This is a genomic window from Clostridium nitrophenolicum (genome assembly GCF_055391695.1).
Map to the genome: position 1 here is coordinate 1,486,536 of NZ_AP042469.1, position 23,229 is coordinate 1,509,764.

The window sequence follows — 23,229 nt, forward strand, 5'->3', positions numbered from 1 at the left end:
GTCACCTCCAATTGTAATTGTATTTTAAAAACTCTTCTGTTCGTACTATACCGTGGGTCAGAGATATTTTAGGTTTCCACCCAAGAAGCTTCTGACTATATCTTGCATCGCACAATAACTTCTGTATTTCACTTTGAGGGTGAATGTGAGTTACATATTTAATATTCACTGTTTCATCAGCGATTAGTTTTGCTAATTCTGTAATTGAGATGTCAGTACCACTACCGGCGTTTATCACTTTACCATTTGTCTTTTCAGAGTAACCTGCCTCTACTACAAAATCAGCACAATCTGTAACATATAAAAAGTCTCTTGTTTGGCTGCCATCACCATATATAGATAGTGTTTCATTCATAAGTTTTTTATTAATAAAGATTGAAATTACCCCACCTTCACTATTTTGTTTCTGATATGGTCCATAGGTGTTAAAGGGTCGAAGAATAGTTACAGGAAGACCATAAGCATAGTAATAGGATAAGGCTAACTGTTCCCCAGCCAATTTAGCAGCTGCATAAGGAGAAGCTGGACATGTAGGGTGACTTTCAGAAATGCCTTCTTTATTTAAAGCTTTACTGTATACCATGCAAGTACTCATATACACAAACTTTGTCTTATTTAGTTTGCATTGTTGTAGGACGTTGAAGGTTCCTATTACATCATTTTCAAAGGTATTTTTTGGGTCATCAATACTATCCTGGACATTAATTGAAGCCGCTAGATGATAACATATATTAAACTTATCAATAAAAAGGCTTTCAAGAAGATGGTTGTCCGTAATGTCTCCTGCTATGAAGGTAATATTAGGATAAATAAGTTGTAAATCTTTTAAATTATTCATTGAACTATTCGAAAGGTTATCTAGTATCCATATCTTATGATTATCTTCCGCAAGTCGTTTTACTACCCATCTTCCAATAAACCCTGCGCCACCTGTTACAAGTATATTCATAATATCACCCCCTTATATTAATTTACTCTTAATAAGAAAATCTAAAAGTTTTTCTTTTGAAAGATTAGGGCTAGTTTTTGAAGATATTTCCCCAAATACTGGTTTGCCTTTTGTCAAATCAAAGGTATTTTGTTTATCTGAGAAAATTGTAGGAAGTATAGAGTAATAGTCATCAAACCCAAAAGATCTCTCTGCTTCATGAGTTGTAATAAGTTCCTCAAAGAGTTTTTCAGAAGCTAGTTTCTTTGTTATCTTTATTTCAATGTCCTTTGGATTTTTTGAATATATAGGAGCTAAATATTCGATTAACACTTCAGCAAGATCAACTATGCGAATACTTGGCATTTTTTTAATTAAGATTTCTCCTCCAGTGGCTATTTCACTACTTTTTATTAAAAGGTCAACTGCATCATCAATTGTGCATATAAATCGGGTCATGTCTGGATGGGTAACTGTTACGTAGTTTTGTTTTTTTATTTGATTTTTAAATAAATCAAGAACACAGCCTCTGGAACCAAAAACATTTCCAAAACGTACGGTTGTAAAGATTGTTGAATTTTCCGTAAAGAAATTTGCATGAGATATAAGCCTTTCACTGTAGAGTTTTCCAACACCCATTACAGTAGTAGGATTGGCAGCTTTATCACTGCTGGTAAATATGACTTTTTCCACATTATTTAAGGTGGCACTTTTGATAATATTTTGAGTACCGATAACATTCGTAATAAAGGCCTCATGTGGATTATTTTCACAAATACCAACAATTTTCATAGCAGCAGTATGAAAAACTATATCTATCCCTCTTAAAGCTGAGTTTATGCTGTCATAATTTCTTATATCACCAATTATAAAATTAACCTTTGGATTTTGTTTAAAATAATAAAGTTCTGCCTCTTGTTTTTGTTCATCTCGGCTAAATATATATATATAATTTATATCATATTTTAATAGTCTATTTAATAATGCTTTTCCAATGGTACCAGTACCACCAGTAATTAAAATTTTTTTATTACTAAGCCACATTTCACATCCCTCTCCCATTAGTTAGTAATATAGTATATGAAGTTAGAACTATTAGTGATAATGTTTTAAATTATTTTGTAATTGTACACAACTATATAAATGCGTCCATATATTATCATTAGGAAGAGTTGTAGCAAGGAGGAAGTTGAGATGACGCAATTGTGTGATAGAAAACCTGGACTTGTAAGTATTGTAATTGCAACTTATAATTATGGTCATTTCATAATAGATGCTCTTAATGGAATTGAAAAACAAACCTATCCCGACATAGAGCTTATTATTATGGATGATGCATCAGAGGACAATACAGAGGAACTTGTAAAATCATGGTATCAAAGATGTGAATATAGATTTTCAAATTTCATTTATTTAAAACTTCCGAGAAATTGTGGAGCCGGTTGGGCCTACAATATTGGATTTCAGATTTCATCTGGAGAATATCTTGTAATACATGATGCAGATGATGTTAGCTATCCAGAAAAAATTAAGAAGCAGGTGGAATTATTAGATGAACATTCGGATACTGCTATGGTAGGCACAGGGTTTAGAACTTTTAAAAATAATATTTTCGAAAGTAAGGCTGGAAGTGGCTGGCTAAGTTTTAATTCAGCCCATATAGAGAAAAATTATAAAAAGTATTTGAGACATTGCGTTGCATATGGTACATTAATGTTCCGTGCTGCTATGTTAGAAGAGATTATTGGATGCTTTAAAGCCATCCCTGTTGGTAATGATATGTTTTTTGTAAATAATATAGTAAATCATGATTTTATCATTGAAAATATAAAAGAGGAATTGCATTATGTAAGAAAGCATACAGGATCTATGAGCAGTCAAATACGCCATAAACAAGATATAGATGTGCTCAAGAAGAGAAAAGTTGTTGATGATCTTGTTAGTATAATACTTCCAGTTAAAAACAGTGGATCAACTATTTCCGATACATTAAAGAGTATAGGTGCACAGACCTATCCCAATATTGAAATTATCATAATGGATGATTGTTCCAATGACAACTCACGAGAAGTAATTAATAATTGGTATAAAAGTTATAGAAATCACTCAAAGAATAAATGTATTAAAGATTTATTATATTTTAAACCGCCTAGAGAGGTCGGTTTCCCTTGGATAAATAATTTTGGAGCCTATCTATCCAGGGGGGAATATATAGCATTTCATCATGATAAAGGCTTAAGTCATCGAGAAAGAATAGAAAAACAAGTAGGTTTTTTAAAGAACAACTTCATGTATAGTGCAGTAGGTACAAATTGTAAACCAGGAGGAACGAGGATACGATATGACGATAAGATCGAAGACTCCTACATCACTGAATGTTTTAACTGCGTAAATATAAATACTTTAATGGTGAGATATGAACAAATTCATAAAACAGCTGGTTTCAATAACTTAATGCAGGGTGCATGGGATTTTGAGTTTATATACAGACTCTTAAATAATGGATATAAAGTACAAAATCTTAAAGATGTTTTGTACTTTGAGTAAGGGGTTGAGTTTATGAAACCGTTAATTAGCATAGTAATGCCCGTGTATAATTGTGAAGAATTCATAGAAGAAAGTATTATAAGCATTTGTGAACAGACATATATAAATTGGGAATTAATAATTGTAAATGATGCTTCAGAGGATAGAACTTTAGAAAAAATATCTCAAATACAAGATGAAAGGATTCATTTAATTAATTTAAAAGAGCACCAAGGAATTGCGTCAGCCTTTGCAGAAGGCTACAAATTTGCAAAAGGAGATTTTATCATAAGACATGATGGAGATGATATAAGTCTACCTACTCGTCTGGAAATTCAACTGAATTATTTGAAGGCTAATAAGAATGTTGGAATGGTTTCATGTCTTATATCTTGCTTTACGAGAGATCAGTCCTTACGCAAAGATTGCATTTTTATTGAGAGAATTCAAAACTATTATAAAAGTAATGAAGAAATTGAAAAAACAATTATAGCAGGTTTTTTACCAGTCATATTTCCAACTTTAATGATTCGTAAAGAACTTATGGATAAGGTGAATTATGATAGTAAAACTCCTCTTTTTGATGATCAAACAGAATTATTATTAGAGCTTATAAAGTTAAGTCCTATAGAAAAGGTGAATAGTATTCTTTATTCTTATAGAAGGCACAAAGACGCTTATCATGTTGTAAATCAAAAGGAATATGGCAAATATACATCTAAACTACTTAAAGATCCATCTATTAGGAATTCTTTTCAGTTTAAGGAATTTTATAAGGATTTAAATCTTGATGTACAAAGAGAAATTAAACTGAATGAAAACAGTGAACTAAGGGTATTAATGCTTGTAGATGCATTGAATATTGGAGGAACAGAAACCCACGTTCTTAATATTACTAAAAAGTTAATGGATATGGGAATTTATGTAGTGGTAGCAACTTCTGGTGGTCCTATGGAGTTAGTAATGAAATCCTATGGAATAAAAGTCATTAAAATTCCTATTGATGGTGATTATATATCGAACAAGAAAAAATTTGGGATGATAAAAATACTAAAAACAATTATTGATGAGGAAAAAATAAATATTATTCACTGCCATTTATTTGCAAGCATGCAGCTTGCCAGCGAACTTTATAGAATGTATAAGATACCATATGTAGTTACTGTCCATGGGTTATTTTATCCTAATAATATTTTTTATTCTACCTGTATTCAAGCCTCCAAGGTAATTGCAGTAAGTAAGCCTGTTAAAGAAATGCTGTATAATAAACTTGGAGACAAAATTGGAGATAAAATTGTTATAATTCCTAATGGAATTAGTAGTGATTTAGTTAATAATTCTCATAGGGATATAGATATACGAAAGGAGCTTAATATATCCAGAAGTGCAGGTATATTATGCTATTGCAGCAGATTAGATTGGAACAAAACCAATGTAGCCCGTGTATTATTGTTTAGTTTCACACAGCTTTTAGAAGACTATTCTAACCTACACCTCATTGTTGTAGGTGACGGCCCTGGAAGAGAAAGCTTAGAAAAAGAGGCACAAGTAATCAACGAAATGACGGACAAGGATGTTGTTCATATGGTAGGAGCAAAAGTGGACGTAATACCATATTATCTCGAAAGTGATATTATAATTGGAACTGCCAGAGTTGCATTAGAAGGGATGATGTGTGGGAAACCTGTAATTGCTATAGGTAATCAAGGATATACTGGAATTGTAGCTGAAAATAGAAAAGACATTCAATTGGATATGTATTTTGGTGATCATGATGCTCTTGCAAAGCCAAATGTCACAAATTTAGTGAAAGATATCAAGTATCTTTTGAGGAAAAAGAAAGAAATTTCAAAGATTGGAAGATGGGGAAGAAATTGGTGCGAAAAAATGTTTGATATCGATACTTGTGTAAAGGAACTTGTGAAAATTTATATAAATGCTTTAGATAAATAAATTAAGTTTATTAGAAAATATATTAAAGCTCGGTCAAGGCCGAGCTTTTGATAAATTATATGACATTTGAGATTAAGAATAGAAATTTAATCACTCGTTACATATAATATACTGCAGAATTGACTTAGCATAGTATATTTAAATTTTAATATAGTAAAGTTCTAATCAAATAGTAGGAGTGATTAAGGTGGAAGACAGGCAAGATAAAAAGAGAGAAACGAATGAAGGCGAAGATAAAGTTTGTATTACTAAGTCAGGATGTCCTAAATATAATACAATAGATCAATGTGAGATTGGACCTTTGACGCCTGAACAGAGGCGCATTGAGGCCTTTGAAAAGCGAATTCAGTCCGCTTTATTTCAGAAGAATTTGATTCTTCAGGGTCAAATATGCAATGACGATGAAATTTTGTATGCAAATAAGATTGGGAATTATACAAAGGCTTTACCTCATAATTTGTTAGGAGAAGTAAATTTAGAGGCCTACAACATTTTGATAAGCACATTAACCACTGGAAATCCGGAAAAATTTGAGTTGATACCACTAGGAGGAACTAGAAAATTCGTTGACCCTCAGGCCTCGTATGCGTATGAGATGGTTGGACCTGATTCTCATCATCTTACTATAGCACCGGCTCCGAGCTTTTCTAGTGCCTTAGAAGCAAGTGAAGTGGCTGAGGATTATTGGATGGCTTTAACTCGTGATGTCCCTTTTGTAAATTATAACACTAACACTGAAACTAGGACTGCAGCTGAGGATTTATCAAAGTTTTCGGATTTTAATGGTCCTAAATGCAAATGTAAAGTCACCACGGAAACACTATTCCGTAGTAATGTACCTGGCGCTTTGGAAGGACCATATGTTTCACAGTTCCTCTTGAAGGATATTCCCTTTGGGGCAAAAACTGTAACACAGAATTACATTGCACCTGTGGGAAGAATCGATTATATGACTTCATATAATGAATGGCTTAATATACAGAATGGACAGGCGCCCTCTTCAATATTAAAACTTGATCCAATACCTCGATATATTAGTAATGGCAGAGCCCTCGGCGAATATGTTCATAAAGACAGCAGCATTCAGGCTGCACTAACGGCTTGCTTGATACTACTAGGCTTTGGGCAGGAAGCTCTGTCTTTGAGTAATCCCTATTTATTCTCAAAAACCCAGGAGGGATTTGCTACCTTTGGTAGTGCACATGTTTTGGATTTTGCGACTCGTGCAGCAAGGATGGCCCTTGAAGCAGCCTGGTTCCAAAAGTTTTTGGTGCATCGAAGATTAAGGCCCGAAGAGTTTGGGGGATTCGTACAAAATCTTAAGACAGGTGCCACAAGGTATCCTATTAATCCAGAATTATTAGATTCAAAGGTATTAGAGATAGTATTTAAAAAATATGGAACCTACCTTCTGCCTATGGCATATCCTGAGGGATGCCCAACTCATCCGGCATATCCTGCAGGCCATGCAGCTCAAATTGGAGCAGGGGTAACTATTCTAAAAGCATTTTTCAATGAGGATTATATTATTCCCAATCCAGTAGTAGCTAGCGCCGATGGGCTTAAGTTACAACCATATCTTGAGGGTGATCTAAAAGTAGAGGGAGAATTAAATAAGCTTGCTTCCAATATTTCCCTTGGGCGAGATTTTGCAGGTGTTCACTGGCGTTCAGACGGTTCAGAGGGCATGAAACTTGGAGAAGCTGTGGCAATAGGATTACTTCAGGACTATAGAAATACCTATAATGAAGAATTTCATGGTTTTTCCTTCACAAAATTTGATGGTACAAGGGTAATAATTTAAAAAATATAGCTATAAAACATGGAATGGCGAATACTAAGCATCTCTAAAAATTATCATTCTGCAACCTTCTGGACAGATTTGCAATGAATTTATAATTGAATACGAGGTCTGCTTGAAAGTGAATTTTAAATCAGTTTCAAGCAGATCTTCTATTTATTAATTTCATGCATGTTAAGCTGTATCTTTAGATTTACCACGGATAAATAAGTAAGCTATAGAGATAACAACAGAAATACCTAAAGCAAAATAAAAACCCATCCGTTGGTCTATAACGCTTAAGGAAAATATAAATAAAAGAGCTAGTATTACTAATGTGATCACTGTTGACCATGGAGCACCAAAGGCTAAAGGAGATTTGTAAGTTTCCTGATTTACAACAGTTTTTCGCCATAGTAAAAAGCAAATTAAAATAATACCCAAACTAATGAATGAAAAATAAGCGGATGCGGAAATTAAATAATTGTAAATTTTACCCGGCAAAATGTAAGAAGTAATAATGATAGCAACTAGCCCAATAGCTGTTAGAATTAAGCTTCCATAAAATACTCCGTTCTTGCTTTCTTTACTCACAAAGGCTGGAGCTTGATGAGAGTTTCCTAAAGCAACTAGCATCATTATGGCGGAAAAATATGATCCGGTCATTACGGAAAATGATGCCACCAGAACCACTGCATTCATGATTGAAGCCGCAAAGGGTATATTAATTAAACCTAAGGCCGATATAAAGGGCGATTGTTTGATTGAAATGGTATTCCATGGGATTAAGCAGACAACTGTTAAAATTGAAACCACATATAATAAAACCAATACCAAAAGAAGTAGAAGCATGGCTTTTGGTATATCCCGTCTTGGATTTCCAACCTCTGATGATGCCATAGCCACCACGCCAATGCCAGCATAGGAAAAAATGACAATTAACATTGACTGGAACAATCCTCTTAAACCTTTTGGGAATAAACCTCCGTTATCTAATAGAGTCTTAATTCCAACTGGATGAGTAGTGTAGAATACTCCAAGCATTGCTGCGACACCGATTATAATGAATAATACTAAGGCTGCTACTTTAATGAAAGACATAATCGTTTCAACTTTACCAAAATTTTTCAAGCCAAAGGCATTTAAAGCGATTACTATTGCTGAATAAACTATTGTTAATAACCATACAGGAGCATTTGGAAACCACAGTCTTGAAAATATAGCCATGGCAATGGTCTCAGACCCTATACTTAGAACAACTCCTATCCAAAATGTCCAACCTACATAGAATCCCATAAAAGGCCCCAAGATTTCTTCAGCGTAGACCTTAAAGGAACCACTAACTGGATGATTGACAGACAAAGAGGTCAGTGCGCCTGCAATCTGGCATGCTAATAAACCGCCCAGTAGATAAGCAAAAACCACTCCAGGTCCAGCATAGCTTATAGGTAACCCTGATGCAAGAAAAAAACTGGATCCAATAGTACCACCTATCCCAATCCACATTAAATTCATGGCTGAGAGATGATTTTCCATCCCTTTACTATCTTCTTGTACTAAAAATTCATCTTTATCTGTTATCTTTGAAGAATTTATTCGTTTTTCTTTCAATTTTATATACATACCCTCTTACTTTTTATCATGAAATTATTTTTCCAAAAAAAATACCTTTCATACCTATCGTTGAAATGTAAGGAGGAAGGTTGCCATTGAAGTACTATTTGGTTAGTTGTTCAATGATATACTCAAAGCCATATTTTCTATAATCATCCCAGAATTTCTTACGGCTTTCTGGAAACTTTATAGGTTCACTTAAACGTTGTTGCTCTGCAAGAGATTCTTCCTTTGGACGCTTTTCATATTTTAAATCTACGCTGCATTTCTCAAAAAGATCAGCACCTTTTTTACTGTTAATTAAAATTACAGAGACACCTCTTTTATCCATCCATTCAGGGGAATATTTTTCAATTCCCCAGTAATCTGCAATGGTAATGTCCGATGCACGATGTATATCTGTAAATCGACATTGTTCACAAGAAGGACGCATAATAGTCTTTTCTCCAAAGAAAAGTTTATAGAACCTTTCATCCTTATGAATTTCTTTGCTGTGTGAAGTTGTAAATAGGAAGGTTTTATTACTATTTTTTCGACTCCAATCAATTATCTTAGATCGAAACTGAATACTTGTTATTTTTCCACCATACTCTTTTTCCAATAACCTTTTGTAATCCTCCCAAACTAAAGGGCTTGGAATGCTGTGGCAAATCAAATCACATAGATATAGGTTCTCAGCTAATGGTGACTCTCCAATATATCCACGCAATCCTGCGTTTTGGCATGGGGTTCCAGTAAATAGCACTTTCTTTTTATCTATTAGGTCTCTTTTTATTTGTTGAAAAATATCATTTATATTACTTTGTACATACTTGGATATTCTCATTCGGTTTCGCTGCTCGTGATTATCAGCTCTCTTATGTAACACATGGAATTCATCGTCAAAGTCAACACCATAAACTACTCCGCCTTCACGGAGTATTGCATCGGAAATCGCTGTAAAGGCTCCTCCGGATGTGGAATTCATTAAAACCTCTTCTGACTTATGTTTAGCTGCTAAAAATTCTGGTGTAGTTTTTTCTTTGTAATTTCCATCGTAAATTAGAGGGCAAACATTTACGCAGCTATAACAATCTACACATAGTGTTTGGTCTATAACGGGATATAAAAATCCCTCTTCATCTGGTTTCATATAAATTGCCTGCGTAGAACAGATATTATAACATGCACCACAACCGCAACAATCTTCTTTATTTAAATAAACTCTCTCCATGATAAACTTCCCCTTTATTTTAGTAAAAATACTTATTATTAAGCACAGTTCTATAATAAAACTAACTAGAAAGTTAACTTATACAGAGGGATATGTTTCCAAAGCTGAAGGTAGATTTAAAAACTTTGTGCTAGTCTTAGTGAAGGGTTTTAAGACAACCTTAGCACCTTCGAGTTGTTTGAGCATAGCGAGTTTTTCGAAGGTTCTTAGGTCGTCTAAAACACAAGCTTTAGACTGGCTAGAAGTTTTTAACGTACTGAAGCTTGGAAACATAGCCCGTCGTATAAGTTGACTTTCCGCCTTTTTTATCTATATGTTAATACAAATTATAATACTAATTTAGGTTTTGCTGCAATCTTCGTACTTTAAAGCACAATGTGGTAAATTCAATTGTGTGATTTCCTTAAAATATTTTTTACAGGCCAAACCTTCGTAGATAATCATTAAAATCCAACCAATAGCTATGGCATAACACACGCTGGAAATCCCTAAATAAGGTGCAAGAATATAGGATAATGCAACTCTTACAAAAATTTGCATGAGGGTTGCAATAAATGTTATACGCAGCTTACCAACACCCCTGAATAACCCTTGAAAGATATTACAAAATCCTGAAAGTACATAGAAAATGGACATTAATTTTAAATATCTCACGCCTATTAATATAACTTCTCTTTCAGGACCGGAAATAAATAAATTCATAATTTTCTCTGCTCCACAAAATACAATGAGGGCAGTAGTAACGCTATATGCAGTGATTATAATATTACTCTTCTTATAGCCGTCAATTATTCTATCCAGCTTTCCACGACCCTTGTTTTGGGCAGAATAGGTAGCAACAGATGAAGAGAAACTATCACCAGGTGCCAATACGAATGAATCAACTCTTGTTACAGAGTTGTAGGCAGCTATGGCATTTATTCCAAAAGAATTAACAACACCTTGAACCAATAGCCTTCCAATATACAAACAAGTCTGCTGTAGTGCTGTCACCCAACTGTACTGCATAGTTAGTCTTACTAGTGACTTGTCTATAACCAATTCTTTTCGATTAAGTCTTATTAGTGGAATTTTAATATAAACGTATACTATGCATAATATAGATGATATGCCTTGTGCAATTACTGTTGCGATAGCCGAACCGGCTACACCTAACTTAAAAACTATGATAAGGATGATACATAAAATCCCATTAAGTAAACAGGAAACAATTAAGAAAATTAGGGGAGTTTTTGAATCTCCTATGGCCCTAAGTGCAGATGAGTAATAATTATATAGAAATGAAAAGATTAGTCCTCCAAATATTATTTTTAAGAATATATCAGCATCATTTAAGATCTCTTTGGGGGTTCCGGTTATTATAAGAACCCATCTAGATAGAAGTATACAGGTAATAGATAATATTATAGTAAAAATTATTCCTACAATTAAAGCTGTGGAAACTTCCTTCTTTAAGATTTTATATTCTCCTGACCCAAAAAGTTGGGACATAAGTATGGAGGTACCCATGCAAATGCCAAATATGAAGAAAAGAGCTATTGACATAATCGGATTTGAAACACCTACTGCTGCCAATGCATTCTTCCCAATAAATCTTCCCACGATTATGGCATCTGTCGTATTATAAAGTTGCTGAAATATATTGCCTAGTACCATAGGAATAGCAAAAGTTATTAATATTTTTGATGAACTTCCTTCAGTCATGTCACCTTTCATGGGTTAACCCTCCAACATATTATATAGCTTTGTTATACAACTACTATTTTAATTAAGTTTACGTTTCTGCTAGGTTTAATATTTTTTAATATTGTACATGCATTTTTCTAGTTTTATCAGTTCTACTGACTTTTTTATAATTTCCACAACTTCAAATTGGTTGATTGGTTTAGTAATAAAATATTCAGCTCCTGATAGGTAAGCTTGAACAATAGTTTTTTTATCGCTTACATCAGAAACTGCTATAATTTTTCCATTAAATTCAGAAATTAATCTACTATCAAAAGGTATCGGTGGGGTGATAATAAGAATGTCAATATCCCTTAAATCTAGCCAATACTTATCTGAAATAAATTTAGAATAACTACATTGAAGTATTCCCTCACAATCATAGTCTTGAGCAATGTTAGATAAAGCTAAACTAGTAGTTTGATCATCATCAACAATAAGGATTTTTATTATAATCACCCCTTAACGCACCATTTTACGGGCTTGTATTAGTATATATTTTAAGTAAAGTTACCTTATAATTATTTTTCTTTAATATTGCCAATACCCGACATAGCATATTTGCCTGTACAGAACCATGAAATGAACTCTGTATCAGTTATTTTATTTTCTATTTTAGCTATGTCAATTGCCTTTGAAATACTACAGTCCTTCACTAGGTAGATTTTTTCTACTTTTTTTATGAAATCCCTCTTTGTCATTGTATCTCCCCCTGCAAAATTATAATAAATTCCTTACATATTAAAATTAATCTTAAACATCTTTTGACTTTGTCCATCACCTCATGTATGATTATAACAAAGAATAATATATACAAAAAATACGTATATATTATTATACTTATACAAAAATATGTATAAATTAGGTCTATGGAGTGATTAATTTTATGGATATAAAGCAACTCAATTATTTTCTTGCAATTGTTGAAGAAGAAAATATAACTAAAGCAGCTGAAAGATTGCATATAGCTCAACCGCATCTCACACAACAACTAAAATTAATTGAAGATGAGTTAAAGGTTAAATTGATAGAAAGAACTACTCGTAAATTTCAAATAACTGATGCAGGCAAAAGATTATGGCATAGATCTAAACAGATGATAGAATTAATGGAATCAACAGTTAAAGAATTAAAGGATTTTAATGAAGGGTTAGAAGGAACGCTATCAATCGGAACTATATCCTCTTCTGGAGATATACTTTTGCCGCAGCGAATATGCAGTTTTAATAAAAAATATCCAAATATAAATTTTGAAATACGAGAAGGAAGCACAAGTGAAATATTAGAGTTATTAAAAAGTGGACTAATAGAAATTGGAATTATACGAACTCCTTTGAACTCAGAAATTTATGAATCAATAAGTTTGCCTAGTGAACCAATGGTAGCTGCCACTAGTGATAGTACGCATTGGGAGAATAATGAAAAAACCATATATTTGAAAGATCTTGCAGATAAACCTCTTTTAGTGCACCGTAGATATGAAAAAGCGATAGTAGAATTATGTAATCAGGCGGGATTTGAGCCAAGAATACTTTGTAAAATTGAAGATACTCGCTCAATACTGTTGCTGGCAAAAACAGGAATGGCAGTTGCCATCGTACCAAAGGATTGGATTGAACTTATCCCAAATGCGAAGTTAAGTTATAAGGAAATTAATGAACCCTCTTTAAACACAAGTACAACTATAATATGGATGAAAGATCAGTATTTATCTTCTATTGCTAAGCATTTTCTACAAACTTTTGAAGTGTAGGAAGGGCATTTAAAACTGTGCTGAATTATATTCAATATAAATCAATCACTTCCAATGCTCTTTTCTTAATTTCAGAGATAGCTTCAATAGGTTCAATAATTTCAATATCTTTACCATATCCAAAAGCAAATTCTATACCTTGTAACACAGAATCAAATTTTATATTGAGATAAATTTCATTTTCTCTAAATATAGTTTCACTTATAGTTATAAATGGCCTTTCTTTTATATGATTTAAGATACTAGGACTAACTTTAAAGGTAAAAGTATGTTTAGGAATTAAATTTTTAAAATTACTAGTGGAATTTTTCCAATAGGTTTTTAAATTAAAATCGTATGGTCTAATAAACCTGTCATTCATTAATGAAGCAGATTCAATAGAAGTTACTTTATATGTTTTAATAACTTCATTATCTACTGCGACTAAATACCAAACCCCACGTTTGCAAACTAATCCAAGTGGATTTAGCACTATTTCTTTTGTTTCATCTATTTTTCTATATAATAATCTTAACGATTTTGAGCTCCATACAGCATTTTGTAATATAGAAAGAATATCTACATCTAGACTAATGTTAGGCTCATTCCAGGTATACATATCTATATAAATATAATTTTGAATATTTTCTAATTCTTCTATTTGATTATGTGAAGAATTTCCTAAAATTTTAAGCATTGTAGAATACTTAAGATTTTCAATGCCTAAATCCTCAAAAATTTTATCACCAGTTGGAATTAGCAAAGAGAAAAGTTCCTTTTTATTTATCCCTGTAAGGGAGGTTTTATAGTCTCCGAGAAGCTTTATCCCGCCATTTATACCTTTATCAGCAACTATAGGCACTCCAATACCGCTAAGAATATCAATATCCCTATAAATAGTTCTTACGGAAACCTCAAGTTTTTTTGATAATTCGGAAGCAGTTAATTTTTTATGCATTTGTAATAACATTAATACAGAAATTAATCTATCTGCTCTCATAACTTTCCTCCTATTATATGACATTAGATGTCAACTATTATAGTCTATAATTAATTATGTATCAAACAATAATAATTATAAGTTATGCAAAACCTAAAAATATTTTAGATAATAAAGGGAGGAATTTAATATGAAAAGAAAAATAATTTTAAATTTAGCAATAAGTCTTGATGGATATATAGCGTCAGAAGATGGCGGATTCGATTGGATAGTTGGAGATGGAGATGATACATTAAATACTAAAAATAAATTTGATTTTAGTAAATTTCTAGAAGATATAGATATAGTAGTTATGGGTAAAAATTGCTATGATCAAAATATGCATGATGATTTTAAAAATAAAAAGGTATATGTAGCAACATCACAAAAAATTCAAGATCAAGACAATCTGCGATTTATTAGTGGTGACATATGTAAGGTAATCCAGGAAGAAAAAGAAAAGGATGGCAAGAATATATACTTATTTGGTGGCGGAGTTCTTGTAGATAGCTTTATTAAGGCTGATATTATTGATGAATATATAATAGGAGTAGTTCCTATAATATTAGGAAAAGGTAGACCTTTATTTTTAGAAAATAATCCAACAATAAAACTACATCTAAAAGAGTATGCCGTAGATAATGGTATTACAATTTTAAAATATATAAAAAGATAAACTTGATATGAATACCTTACACCAATAAAACCCTCGACAGCGATGTCGAGGGTTTTTTTCGTGCTCAGAATTGCTATAAGCAATAAACCCACCATGAGAATGAGGTAAAGTTATAATTTACGGAGAAATAGGCGTTAAAAAGATAACAAAGTATTTTTTATGACCATAATTTATTTTTAAAGTTCAAAATATTTTAATAATCAAAGGTTGATGATATCATTTACACATAGAAACAAACGATTACAAAATTTGATATAAAAAACGAAGGGGCGGTATTAAAATTGAATTATTTTGAGGAAAGTTTAAAATTACATGAACAGAATATAGGAAAAATAGAGATAAAATCAAAGGTAGAAGTTACAACAAGAGAGGATTTAAGTTTGGCTTATACTCCTGGAGTTGCAGAACCATGCAGAAAGATTCATGAGAATGAAGAAAACGTGTACAAGTATACTTCAAAAGGAAATATAGTTGCAGTAGTTACAGATGGAACAGCAGTATTAGGACTTGGAGATATAGGACCTAAGGCTGGATTGCCAGTTATGGAAGGTAAAGCAATCTTATTTAAAGAGTTTGCAAATGTTGATGCTTTTCCAATATGCCTAGATACAAAAAATGTGGACGAGATAGTGAAAACTGTAAAGCTTATAGCACCAGGGTTTGGTGGAATTAATCTAGAAGATATTGGAGCTCCAAGATGCTTTGAAATTGAAGAAAGATTAAAGAAAGAGCTTGATATACCTGTATTCCACGATGACCAACATGGAACTGCAATAGTTGTTCTTGCAGGGGTAATAAATGCTTTAAAAGTAGTTAATAAAAAAATAGAAGATATAAAGGTTGTTATAAATGGTGCAGGAGCTGCAGGAACTGCTATAGCAAAACTATTACTTTCTTCAGGAGTAAAGAATCTAATTGCATGTGATAAGGTTGGTATTCTTTACAGAGGAATAGAAAATGTAGATGATGCTAAAAAGGAACTTGCAAAGGTAACTAATCCGGATAACATTAAAGGAACTTTAGCTGACGCATTAGTAGGTGCAGATGTATTTATAGGGGTTTCAGCACCAGGAATAGTAAGTCAAGATATGGTAAAAGCAATGAATAAGGATTCTATACTATTCGCTATGGCAAACCCAACTCCAGAAATAATGCCAGATGAGGCGAAAGCAGCAGGGGCAAGAGTAATAGGTACAGGACGTTCAGATTTTCCAAACCAAGTTAATAACGTGCTAGCTTTCCCAGGAATATTCAGAGGGGCATTAGATGTTAGAGTAAAAGAAATTAATGAAGAAATGAAGATAGCAGCAGCCTATGCTATAGCAAATAGCATTAGCGATGAAGATCTAAATGAAAATAACGTAATTCCAAGTGCATTAGACAAAAAAGTAGCTGCAAATGTAGCAGAAGAAATTAAGAAAGCAGCTAGAGCAACTGGTGCAGCAAGATTATAAAAACTATTTGAAAATAATGGAGGGATAAAAATGCAAATTCCAATTAAGAAAACGCTCGATAAAATTCCAGGTGGTATGATGGTTGTTCCACTTTTCTTAGGTGTATTAGTTAATACATTTTGTCCACAGTTTCTAAAAATTGGTGGTTTTACAACGGCATTATTTGATGCAAAAGCATCATCAACAATTTTAGCTTGTTTCATGTTTTTAATTGGTTCACAAATCAATTTTAAATTAGCGCCAAAGGCAATAAAAAAAGGTGCAATATTAATATCAGGAAAATTTATAGTAGGTGCTGGTATCGGTATATTTGTAGGAAAAGTTTTTGGTCCTGCCGGAGTGCTAGGTTTATCACCACTTGCTATCCTTGCAGCTTTAACAAACTGTAATGGCGGATTATATGCATCACTTGCTTCACAATATGGTGATGAAACTGATGTAGGTGCTTATGCTTTATTGTCTTTAAAAGATGGTCCATTCTTTACATTAGTTGCGTTAGGTGCATCAGGACTTGCACAAGTTCCTTTTAAGGCACTTGTAGCAGTAATGATTCCAATAGTAATAGGAATGATTTTAGGAAATATTGACCCTGATATGAGAAAATTCCTTGGAAGCAGTAAAATGTTATTAATACCATTCTTCTCCTTCCCATTAGGTGCAGGAATGAACCTTGAAACTATTGTAAAAGCTGGAGGTCCTGGTATATTATTAGGAGTAATAGCTGCCTTCACTGGAATAGGTGCCTTTATACTTCTGAAATTATTTAAAGAAGAGCCTATAATTGGCCTAGCAACAGGGTCAACTGCAGGAAATGCTGTAGCGACACCAGCTGCTGTTGCAGCAGCAGACCCAACATTAGCTGTTGTAGCAACAGTAGCTACTGCACAAGTTGCAGCAGCATGTGTAGTATCTGCTATCCTTTGTCCGTTTATTGTTACTTATGCATTTAAATTGCTTAGTAAGAATAAAGCAAAAAAATTAAATAATGAAGCTGTCGCATCATAAAAAATTTAAAATTTTAATATGGGGTAGTTATCACATAAATAAAGTAAAGCAAACTTATGAATACTAAGTTTAGACTATGGGTAAGGTTAAATAAGATATAGTTAGATAGATATTAAATTAAACACGGAAAAAATAGGAGACAATAATGAAAGAAGTGCTATATAATAGGATTGAAGTATCTATTCCTATATTAATCCTTCTATCTGAATCCATGGTCTTCTATGATTCCGTGTTTTTTTAAGCTTTTAAGCAGAGAGCCAAAATCTTAAGTAGGCATCCAAAATCTATGATTTTGAGATGATCACTTACACAGAGTGCTGATTTTGTGCGAATCGGTTAAGCAGACATACAAAATCTTCGATTTTGATATGGTCGCTTACTCAGTGAGTATTCTTCTGACGTAAGGAAGAGGAGTTTCATTTAATAAAGTTGAGGTGATGAATATGAAAAAAGCAATGAAGCTGCAAACAAAGCTTACCTTATTGATTATTACAGTAGTGTTTGTTTCTATATCTATAATCATTTTTTTTGTTGCCTCATGGATGACTGAAAATATTGAAAGCAAGGCTAGAACTAATATTATGAATGTGGCTGAGATGGTAGCACATTCTAGAGAGATAGTAGATGCGCTGGAGGTTAAGGATCCGGACAAAAAAATTGGACCTTATGTTAATATGCAGCTTAAGAGTTTAGAACAGGTTGAGTATATAATTGTAGTGGACATGGAGGAAGTTAGATATTCTCATCCAAATCCTGAAATGATAGGGAAAAGGTTTGTGGGAGGAGATGAATATAGAGTACTTAAAAAGGGAGAAACATATATTTCTGAGGCTACAGGGACCCTCGGAAAATCCTTGAGAGCTTTTACTCCAATATATGATGCAGAAAATAAGAGAGAGATAGGTTTTGTTTCTGTAGGCACACTTACCCACAGCATTGAAACAGCTAAGCATACAGCTATTTTATATATAATTTTAATTGGTCTTGGTGGACTCATGGTAGGTATAATAGGGGCATTTTTATTAGCCAATAACATAAAGAACACTTTACTGGGACTTGAGCCTGAGGAGATAACAAAACTTTATAATGAAAAGATGGGAATTCTTTATGCTATTCATGAAGGGTTGATAGCTGTTGATCATAGAGGTAGAATTACTCTTATAAATGATTCAGCCTTAAATATATTGCACCTTAAAAATAGGATTAATAAAAAGGATATTATAGGAAAGAACGTAGAAGATGTTATTCCAAATACCCGTATGGTTAATGTATTAGAAACAGGGGAATCTGAATTTGAAAAAGAGCAGAGGATAAATAATACCATAATAATGACTAATAGAATTCCTATAATGAATAGAGGGAAGGTTGTAGGAGCTATTGCTAGTTTTAGAGATAAAACAGAGGTTACCAAAATGGCAGAAGAGCTCACTGGTGTTAAAAAAATGGCCTGGTCCTTAAGAGCTCAAAATCATGAATTCATGAATAAGCTTCATACTATTTCAGGGCTTATACAGCTTGAAGAGTACGATAAAGCTCTACAGTTTATATCAGATACAGCTAAAAGTAGAAATAATATAAGCAATATTTTAACGGAAAATATAAAGGACTCTTCCGTATCAGCTTTGCTGCTATCAAAATATAACAAAGCTGAGGAGTGTAGAGTTAAGTTAAAAATAGATGAAAATTCAAAACTTACAAAGTTACCAGAGTATATGACCTCTGAAGAAATTGTATCAGTTTTAGGTAATTTAATAGAAAATTCTTTAGACGAAGTTAAAAATGATGGCACTGGATTAATATATGTAAAAATAGTTGAAGATGAGAATTTTTTAAATATAATAGTTAAAGATAATGGTGGTGGAATTCCAGTAGAATACAGGGAAAAAATATATGAACAAGGTTTCTCAACGAAGGATGGGCAACGTGGACATGGGATGTATATTGTTAAGAAAATAATTGATGATTTTAACGGCACAATAAACTTTGGTGTAGATGAAGGTGTTCATTGGAATATAATTATACCAATGACAAGGAAGTAAAAGCCCTAAATGGGCTTTTACGGGTAACTTGCCGGCGGGAGCCGGCGAGATTAAGTTACCCAGTGTTCCGAGTGAAAGGAGGTAAAAGCCCTAAATGGGCTTTTACGGATAACTTGTGAGCGGTAGCGAATAATCTTAAGTTATCCCGTGTTCCGAGTGAAAGGAGGAAAAAGCTTGATTAAAGTAATGATTGTTGAAGATGATCCTATGGTTAGGGAAATAAATTCTAAGTTTTTAGAAAGAGTAGAAGGATTTACTTTATATAAAGCAGTTTCAAATCTTGAGGATGCAAAAAAATTTATATCTATTAAAAAGCCAGATTTAATATTACTGGATGTGTATCTTCCTAAAGAAAACGGGATTGATTTCTTAAAATGGATAAGAGGACAAGAAATAGATATAGATATTATTTTAATTACAGCAGATAAAACTATTGAAAGAGTACAGGAAGCTTTTAGATATGGAGTTGTAGATTATCTTATAAAACCTTTTAGTTTTGAAAGATTTAAAGAATCACTTACTCAATTTAAGGATAGGTATTATCAATTTAGAAAAAATGATGTAATTGAACAAAAGGATTTAGATAAACTAATATCTAGTTCCAATGCTTCCCAAAATGAAGATGATTTTGCTAAGGGACTTAATAAATATACCTATAGAGCTATATGGGATGAAATAGAGAAAGGTAATTATGAGGAGTTCACAGCAGAGGATCTAGCAGAAAAATTAGGGATAGCAAGAGTGACAGTTAGAAGATATCTTGAATATATGGAAAAAGAAAATAAAATAGGCAAATTGGTGGAATACGGTAAAGTGGGTAGACCACAGCATAAATATCACAAAATTTAATGTAGAGGTAATAGACCGAAAGTTAACTTATACGCCGGGATATGTTTCCAAGCTTCAGTACGTTAAAAACTTTTAGCCAGTCTAAAGTTTGTGCTTCAAGACAACCTAAGAACTTTCGACAACTCGCTATGCTCAAACAACTCTAAAGTTCTAAGGTTCTCTTAAAACCCTTCACTAAGACTGGCACAAAGTTTTTAAATCTATCTTCAGCTTTGGAAACATATCCCTCTGTATAAGTTAACTTTCTAGTTAGTTTCTCTAAATAGATATCCAACTTTGATAATTGACTTAACCAAGGTATTCATAGGGGTACATCTGGCAGTACATTTAATGATTTTATGTTAGCTCTTGTTGATGTTCTTAGCAGCAAGCCCTGGAGATAACTAAAATTATTAACAGTACAGAAGAGGTACCCCTATGAATATCGCTAATAAGTCAAACACTTAGATTGGATATCTACATAGATTCTATTATTTAACTACAGTAGCTCAAATCTAAAAACCTAAAGATTCTCCAACAAGTATTACTTTAATTCGGTCTTTAGTCATGGACATGCTAGTAATTACAAGTTGACTGCATGCACCCTCAGCTGCTTTAGAAAGTTCATCAAAAGAAGAGTAGTCCTGATTAAATATCAACATGGTAATTGGTGCAGCATAGCTTTTGGCACGAAGTATAGCCGCATCTAAATTGGGCGCTACTTTATTGAGTCCTGCTATTACTATTACATTCTTCGGTCCGAAGATAAGTGAAGCTACCCTGTTGCCATATCCATCTATATTCACTAGCTCGCCGGTAGCAGATATAGCATTAGAGCTCATTAAATAGTAATCTGCGCTTAATGCCTGATGTGCAACTTTATCCTTTGCTTTAGAGCCTTGTGGGGCATTCGGATCTAAGAAATTGTACCCTCCATTTTTTAATGCAACCTGTAAACCAATTTCACGAAGGGTTGCAGAACCTCCGCAAGAAACCACACTGTCTTTAGGTATCATCTCAAGAACTTTTTTAAGTGCATCCTCTTTTGTTTCACAATAAAATCCTTCCATATTACGTTTTTTCAATTCCACCATTAGTTTCTGCGCTAATAAGGCATTATAGCATTTTTTAGGTTCCATAGTATCCCTCCCATAAACTTTAATATAATAAAATATAATCTAGTTTTTAAAGAATAACAAAATATTATGATTATTATATTTTAGCAATAGGGTACAAAAATAAAAAGTCTATAATCTCTATTATGCATATGTTATAATTAAAGTAGGGAGAGAATTTTAGTTGAATTAGCAATTCTATTACCTTTTGATTTTGTTAAATCTATAGTATATTTAACACTACCTGAAATATCTATATCTTTTTTAATTTAAATTTTGAGACCATAAGATAAGCAAGAAGCGCAAATAAAACAATTGATAGAAGTATAGAAATACTATTGCTAGGTGTAGTTAATGAAAATAATGCAATAATAGAACCTGCAACTGTTATCGGCACTCCAGTAAAAATACCATCAAACTGGCTTATGTTATATTTTGCCAATCTATAAGAACCACTCATAATATATGATAATAGAAAACAACCACCAACCATTCCTATATAACCCAAATTAAGAAAGTTATACTTAATAAATACTAATAAAGCTGGTGCGACTCCGAAGGAAATTAAATCAGCTAAGGAATCTAGCTCCTTTCCTAAATCACTAGATATATTTAAAAATCTGGCAATTCTACCATCGTATCTATCTATTAAAGCTGCAGTAATTATGAATATAGCAGCTAAAAAGTAGTTCTGCTCAAAGGCCTCAAGTATTGAAAGAATTCCCAATGATAGATTAGTAAATGTAAGTAAATTTGGTATAGATGTTTTTAACATATAATTACCCCCGTTAACTAAATTAAATTAATCAATTTTACAAGATTCTTGAAAATTTTTATTATATGAAAACTTACTTATAAGTTTATCTTTGTAAAGTATTCCTAAAATAAATGATACTAGGGCTATGAGCGATATTATTATTGTTGACATATAATTGTCATAATGAAGATTGGAGCCAATACTTACAGAGGCTAAAAGCCAAGGAAATCTACTAACGAGTAAAATTCCAAAAAACCTTAATGGATTTATAGGTGTTAAGCCTGCAACATATATTAAAAAATCTTTAGGTAGTCCAGGAACTAGGAAAATGATGAATAAAACAGTAGAAAATTTTTTGCTGTCCATAATATTAATCATCCATTGAGAATTTTTCCTCTTTATTAGCTTTTCTATAAAAGGGGTGCCTATAAGTCTGGTAAAGTAGAAAGCTATAATAGCTCCTAACAGCATCCCTACTATTGAATAAATTACACCAAAGGTTACACCGTAAATATATCCACCGGCAACTTGAATTACCTCTCCGGGAATTGGAGCAATAATCGTTTGTAGTATTTGAAAAAATATGAAAAAAAGAGATCCAAAACTACCTAGAGAAACTATATAATTCCTAAACTTATCAGGTGATACAGTCAATTCAAGGATATGTGGTAAATATTTTAACACTAATATAATTGTCAGAAGACCTAATAAAGCTAGCGATATTCTACAAATTAAAAATTTTTTAGATTTATTCATAATTAGTTGGTCCTTCCTCCTATGTTATTTATTGATTAATAGTTTACTAGAAACATCTTAAGATTTGCCTATAATAAATCTTAAGAAATCTTAAATCATTCAAATAATATGGATTTAAATTATATTGCATTATATACTAGTAATAAAAT

At 32.6% G+C, this 23,229-nt stretch carries 20 protein-coding genes; 9 read left to right on the forward strand and 11 right to left on the reverse strand.

The features are described 5' to 3' along the window. Position 1 precedes the first annotated feature (1 nt). Complete coding sequence (locus tag ACZ5N4_RS06915; RefSeq protein ID WP_464208386.1) at positions 2-949, reverse strand: dTDP-glucose 4,6-dehydratase; 948 nt, start codon at positions 947-949, stop codon at positions 2-4. 12 nt (positions 950-961) lie between these two features. Further along, on the reverse strand, positions 962-1,972 hold the full coding sequence (locus ACZ5N4_RS06920; RefSeq protein ID WP_464208388.1) for an SDR family NAD(P)-dependent oxidoreductase: 1,011 nt from the start codon (positions 1,970-1,972) through the stop codon (positions 962-964). A gap of 150 nt (positions 1,973-2,122) precedes the next feature. Between ACZ5N4_RS06920 and ACZ5N4_RS06925 the strand changes: the two genes are divergently transcribed. The 3 genes from ACZ5N4_RS06925 (at position 2,123) to ACZ5N4_RS06935 (ending at position 7,211) form a co-directional block, all read left to right on the forward strand. Next, complete coding sequence (locus ACZ5N4_RS06925) at positions 2,123-3,475, forward strand: glycosyltransferase family 2 protein (protein ID WP_464208390.1); 1,353 nt, start codon at positions 2,123-2,125, stop codon at positions 3,473-3,475. Between the two features lie 12 nt (positions 3,476-3,487). Next, the gene (locus ACZ5N4_RS06930; protein ID WP_464208392.1) at positions 3,488-5,407 is read left to right on the forward strand and encodes a glycosyltransferase; all 1,920 of its coding nucleotides are present in this window, start codon (positions 3,488-3,490) and stop codon (positions 5,405-5,407) included. 187 nt (positions 5,408-5,594) lie between these two features. Then, positions 5,595-7,211 (forward strand): vanadium-dependent haloperoxidase, encoded by a 1,617-nt coding sequence (locus ACZ5N4_RS06935; RefSeq protein WP_464208394.1) that lies wholly within the window; start codon positions 5,595-5,597, stop codon positions 7,209-7,211. Positions 7,212-7,382: 171 nt separating this feature from the next. Here ACZ5N4_RS06935 and ACZ5N4_RS06940 read toward each other — a convergent pair whose 3' ends face one another. From ACZ5N4_RS06940 to ACZ5N4_RS06960, 5 genes are all read right to left on the reverse strand, one after another. Continuing rightward, positions 7,383-8,798, reverse strand: coding sequence for an amino acid permease (locus ACZ5N4_RS06940; protein ID WP_464208396.1), 1,416 nt, complete (start codon positions 8,796-8,798; stop codon positions 7,383-7,385). 106 nt (positions 8,799-8,904) lie between these two features. Beyond that, positions 8,905-10,014, reverse strand: coding sequence for a Coenzyme F420 hydrogenase/dehydrogenase, beta subunit C-terminal domain (locus ACZ5N4_RS06945; RefSeq protein ID WP_464208398.1), 1,110 nt, complete (start codon positions 10,012-10,014; stop codon positions 8,905-8,907). Positions 10,015-10,353: 339 nt separating this feature from the next. After that, a complete protein-coding gene (locus ACZ5N4_RS06950) occupies positions 10,354-11,730 on the reverse strand; it encodes an MATE family efflux transporter (RefSeq protein WP_464208399.1) in 1,377 nt (458 codons plus the stop codon). A gap of 75 nt (positions 11,731-11,805) precedes the next feature. Further along, positions 11,806-12,198, reverse strand: a complete 393-nt coding sequence (locus tag ACZ5N4_RS06955) for a response regulator (RefSeq protein WP_464208401.1) — start codon at positions 12,196-12,198, stop codon at positions 11,806-11,808. A 62-nt stretch (positions 12,199-12,260) separates the two neighbouring features. After that, entirely contained in the window at positions 12,261-12,440 is a 180-nt protein-coding gene (locus ACZ5N4_RS06960) for a hypothetical protein (protein ID WP_464208403.1), read from the reverse strand. Between the two features lie 185 nt (positions 12,441-12,625). On the opposite strand from ACZ5N4_RS06960, the gene ACZ5N4_RS06965 reads away from it, so the two are divergent. Next, a complete protein-coding gene (locus ACZ5N4_RS06965; protein ID WP_464208404.1) occupies positions 12,626-13,492 on the forward strand; it encodes a LysR family transcriptional regulator in 867 nt (288 codons plus the stop codon). A 31-nt stretch (positions 13,493-13,523) separates the two neighbouring features. Here the strand turns inward: ACZ5N4_RS06965 and ACZ5N4_RS06970 are convergent, their stop codons facing one another. Beyond that, positions 13,524-14,471, reverse strand: a complete 948-nt coding sequence (locus tag ACZ5N4_RS06970; protein WP_464208405.1) for a helix-turn-helix transcriptional regulator — start codon at positions 14,469-14,471, stop codon at positions 13,524-13,526. 130 nt (positions 14,472-14,601) lie between these two features. On the opposite strand from ACZ5N4_RS06970, the gene ACZ5N4_RS06975 reads away from it, so the two are divergent. The 5 genes from ACZ5N4_RS06975 (at position 14,602) to ACZ5N4_RS06995 (ending at position 20,473) form a co-directional block, all read left to right on the forward strand. Beyond that, positions 14,602-15,126 (forward strand): dihydrofolate reductase family protein, encoded by a 525-nt coding sequence (locus ACZ5N4_RS06975; RefSeq protein WP_464208407.1) that lies wholly within the window; start codon positions 14,602-14,604, stop codon positions 15,124-15,126. Between the two features lie 281 nt (positions 15,127-15,407). Beyond that, positions 15,408-16,580 carry an NAD(P)-dependent malic enzyme gene (locus tag ACZ5N4_RS06980; RefSeq protein WP_464208409.1) on the forward strand — a complete coding sequence of 391 codons (1,173 nt, stop codon included), beginning with the start codon at positions 15,408-15,410 and terminating at the stop codon, positions 16,578-16,580. Between the two features lie 30 nt (positions 16,581-16,610). Further along, positions 16,611-17,585 (forward strand): 2-keto-3-deoxygluconate permease, encoded by a 975-nt coding sequence (locus tag ACZ5N4_RS06985; protein WP_464208410.1) that lies wholly within the window; start codon positions 16,611-16,613, stop codon positions 17,583-17,585. A 443-nt stretch (positions 17,586-18,028) separates the two neighbouring features. Beyond that, positions 18,029-19,624 carry an ATP-binding protein gene (locus tag ACZ5N4_RS06990; protein WP_464208412.1) on the forward strand — a complete coding sequence of 532 codons (1,596 nt, stop codon included), beginning with the start codon at positions 18,029-18,031 and terminating at the stop codon, positions 19,622-19,624. A 174-nt stretch (positions 19,625-19,798) separates the two neighbouring features. Continuing rightward, positions 19,799-20,473 carry a response regulator gene (locus tag ACZ5N4_RS06995; RefSeq protein ID WP_464208414.1) on the forward strand — a complete coding sequence of 225 codons (675 nt, stop codon included), beginning with the start codon at positions 19,799-19,801 and terminating at the stop codon, positions 20,471-20,473. A 494-nt stretch (positions 20,474-20,967) separates the two neighbouring features. Here ACZ5N4_RS06995 and ACZ5N4_RS07000 read toward each other — a convergent pair whose 3' ends face one another. From ACZ5N4_RS07000 to ACZ5N4_RS07010, 3 genes are all read right to left on the reverse strand, one after another. Beyond that, positions 20,968-21,591, reverse strand: a complete 624-nt coding sequence (locus tag ACZ5N4_RS07000; protein ID WP_464208416.1) for a lactate utilization protein — start codon at positions 21,589-21,591, stop codon at positions 20,968-20,970. Positions 21,592-21,820: 229 nt separating this feature from the next. Then, a complete protein-coding gene (gene pssA, locus ACZ5N4_RS07005; protein ID WP_464208418.1) occupies positions 21,821-22,342 on the reverse strand; it encodes a CDP-diacylglycerol--serine O-phosphatidyltransferase in 522 nt (173 codons plus the stop codon). Positions 22,343-22,369: 27 nt separating this feature from the next. After that, positions 22,370-23,080 carry a TVP38/TMEM64 family protein gene (locus tag ACZ5N4_RS07010; protein WP_464208419.1) on the reverse strand — a complete coding sequence of 237 codons (711 nt, stop codon included), beginning with the start codon at positions 23,078-23,080 and terminating at the stop codon, positions 22,370-22,372. Positions 23,081-23,229: the final 149 nt, after the last annotated feature.

Coding starts and splice junctions, on each gene's coding strand:
- ACZ5N4_RS06990 (WP_464208412.1), top strand. CDS start 18,029: ATGAAAAAAGCAATGAAGCTGCAAACAAAGCTTACCTTATTGATTATT.
- ACZ5N4_RS06975 (WP_464208407.1), top strand. CDS start 14,602: ATGAAAAGAAAAATAATTTTAAATTTAGCAATAAGTCTTGATGGATAT.
- ACZ5N4_RS07000 (WP_464208416.1), bottom strand. CDS start 21,591: ATGGAACCTAAAAAATGCTATAATGCCTTATTAGCGCAGAAACTAATG.
- pssA (WP_464208418.1), bottom strand. CDS start 22,342: ATGTTAAAAACATCTATACCAAATTTACTTACATTTACTAATCTATCA.
- ACZ5N4_RS06945 (WP_464208398.1), bottom strand. CDS start 10,014: ATGGAGAGAGTTTATTTAAATAAAGAAGATTGTTGCGGTTGTGGTGCA.
- ACZ5N4_RS06985 (WP_464208410.1), top strand. CDS start 16,611: ATGCAAATTCCAATTAAGAAAACGCTCGATAAAATTCCAGGTGGTATG.
- ACZ5N4_RS06915 (WP_464208386.1), bottom strand. CDS start 949: ATGAATATACTTGTAACAGGTGGCGCAGGGTTTATTGGAAGATGGGTA.
- ACZ5N4_RS06920 (WP_464208388.1), bottom strand. CDS start 1,972: ATGTGGCTTAGTAATAAAAAAATTTTAATTACTGGTGGTACTGGTACC.
- ACZ5N4_RS06965 (WP_464208404.1), top strand. CDS start 12,626: ATGGATATAAAGCAACTCAATTATTTTCTTGCAATTGTTGAAGAAGAA.
- ACZ5N4_RS06960 (WP_464208403.1), bottom strand. CDS start 12,440: ATGACAAAGAGGGATTTCATAAAAAAAGTAGAAAAAATCTACCTAGTG.
- ACZ5N4_RS06925 (WP_464208390.1), top strand. CDS start 2,123: ATGACGCAATTGTGTGATAGAAAACCTGGACTTGTAAGTATTGTAATT.
- ACZ5N4_RS06950 (WP_464208399.1), bottom strand. CDS start 11,730: ATGAAAGGTGACATGACTGAAGGAAGTTCATCAAAAATATTAATAACT.
- ACZ5N4_RS06970 (WP_464208405.1), bottom strand. CDS start 14,471: ATGAGAGCAGATAGATTAATTTCTGTATTAATGTTATTACAAATGCAT.
- ACZ5N4_RS06930 (WP_464208392.1), top strand. CDS start 3,488: ATGAAACCGTTAATTAGCATAGTAATGCCCGTGTATAATTGTGAAGAA.
- ACZ5N4_RS07010 (WP_464208419.1), bottom strand. CDS start 23,080: ATGAATAAATCTAAAAAATTTTTAATTTGTAGAATATCGCTAGCTTTA.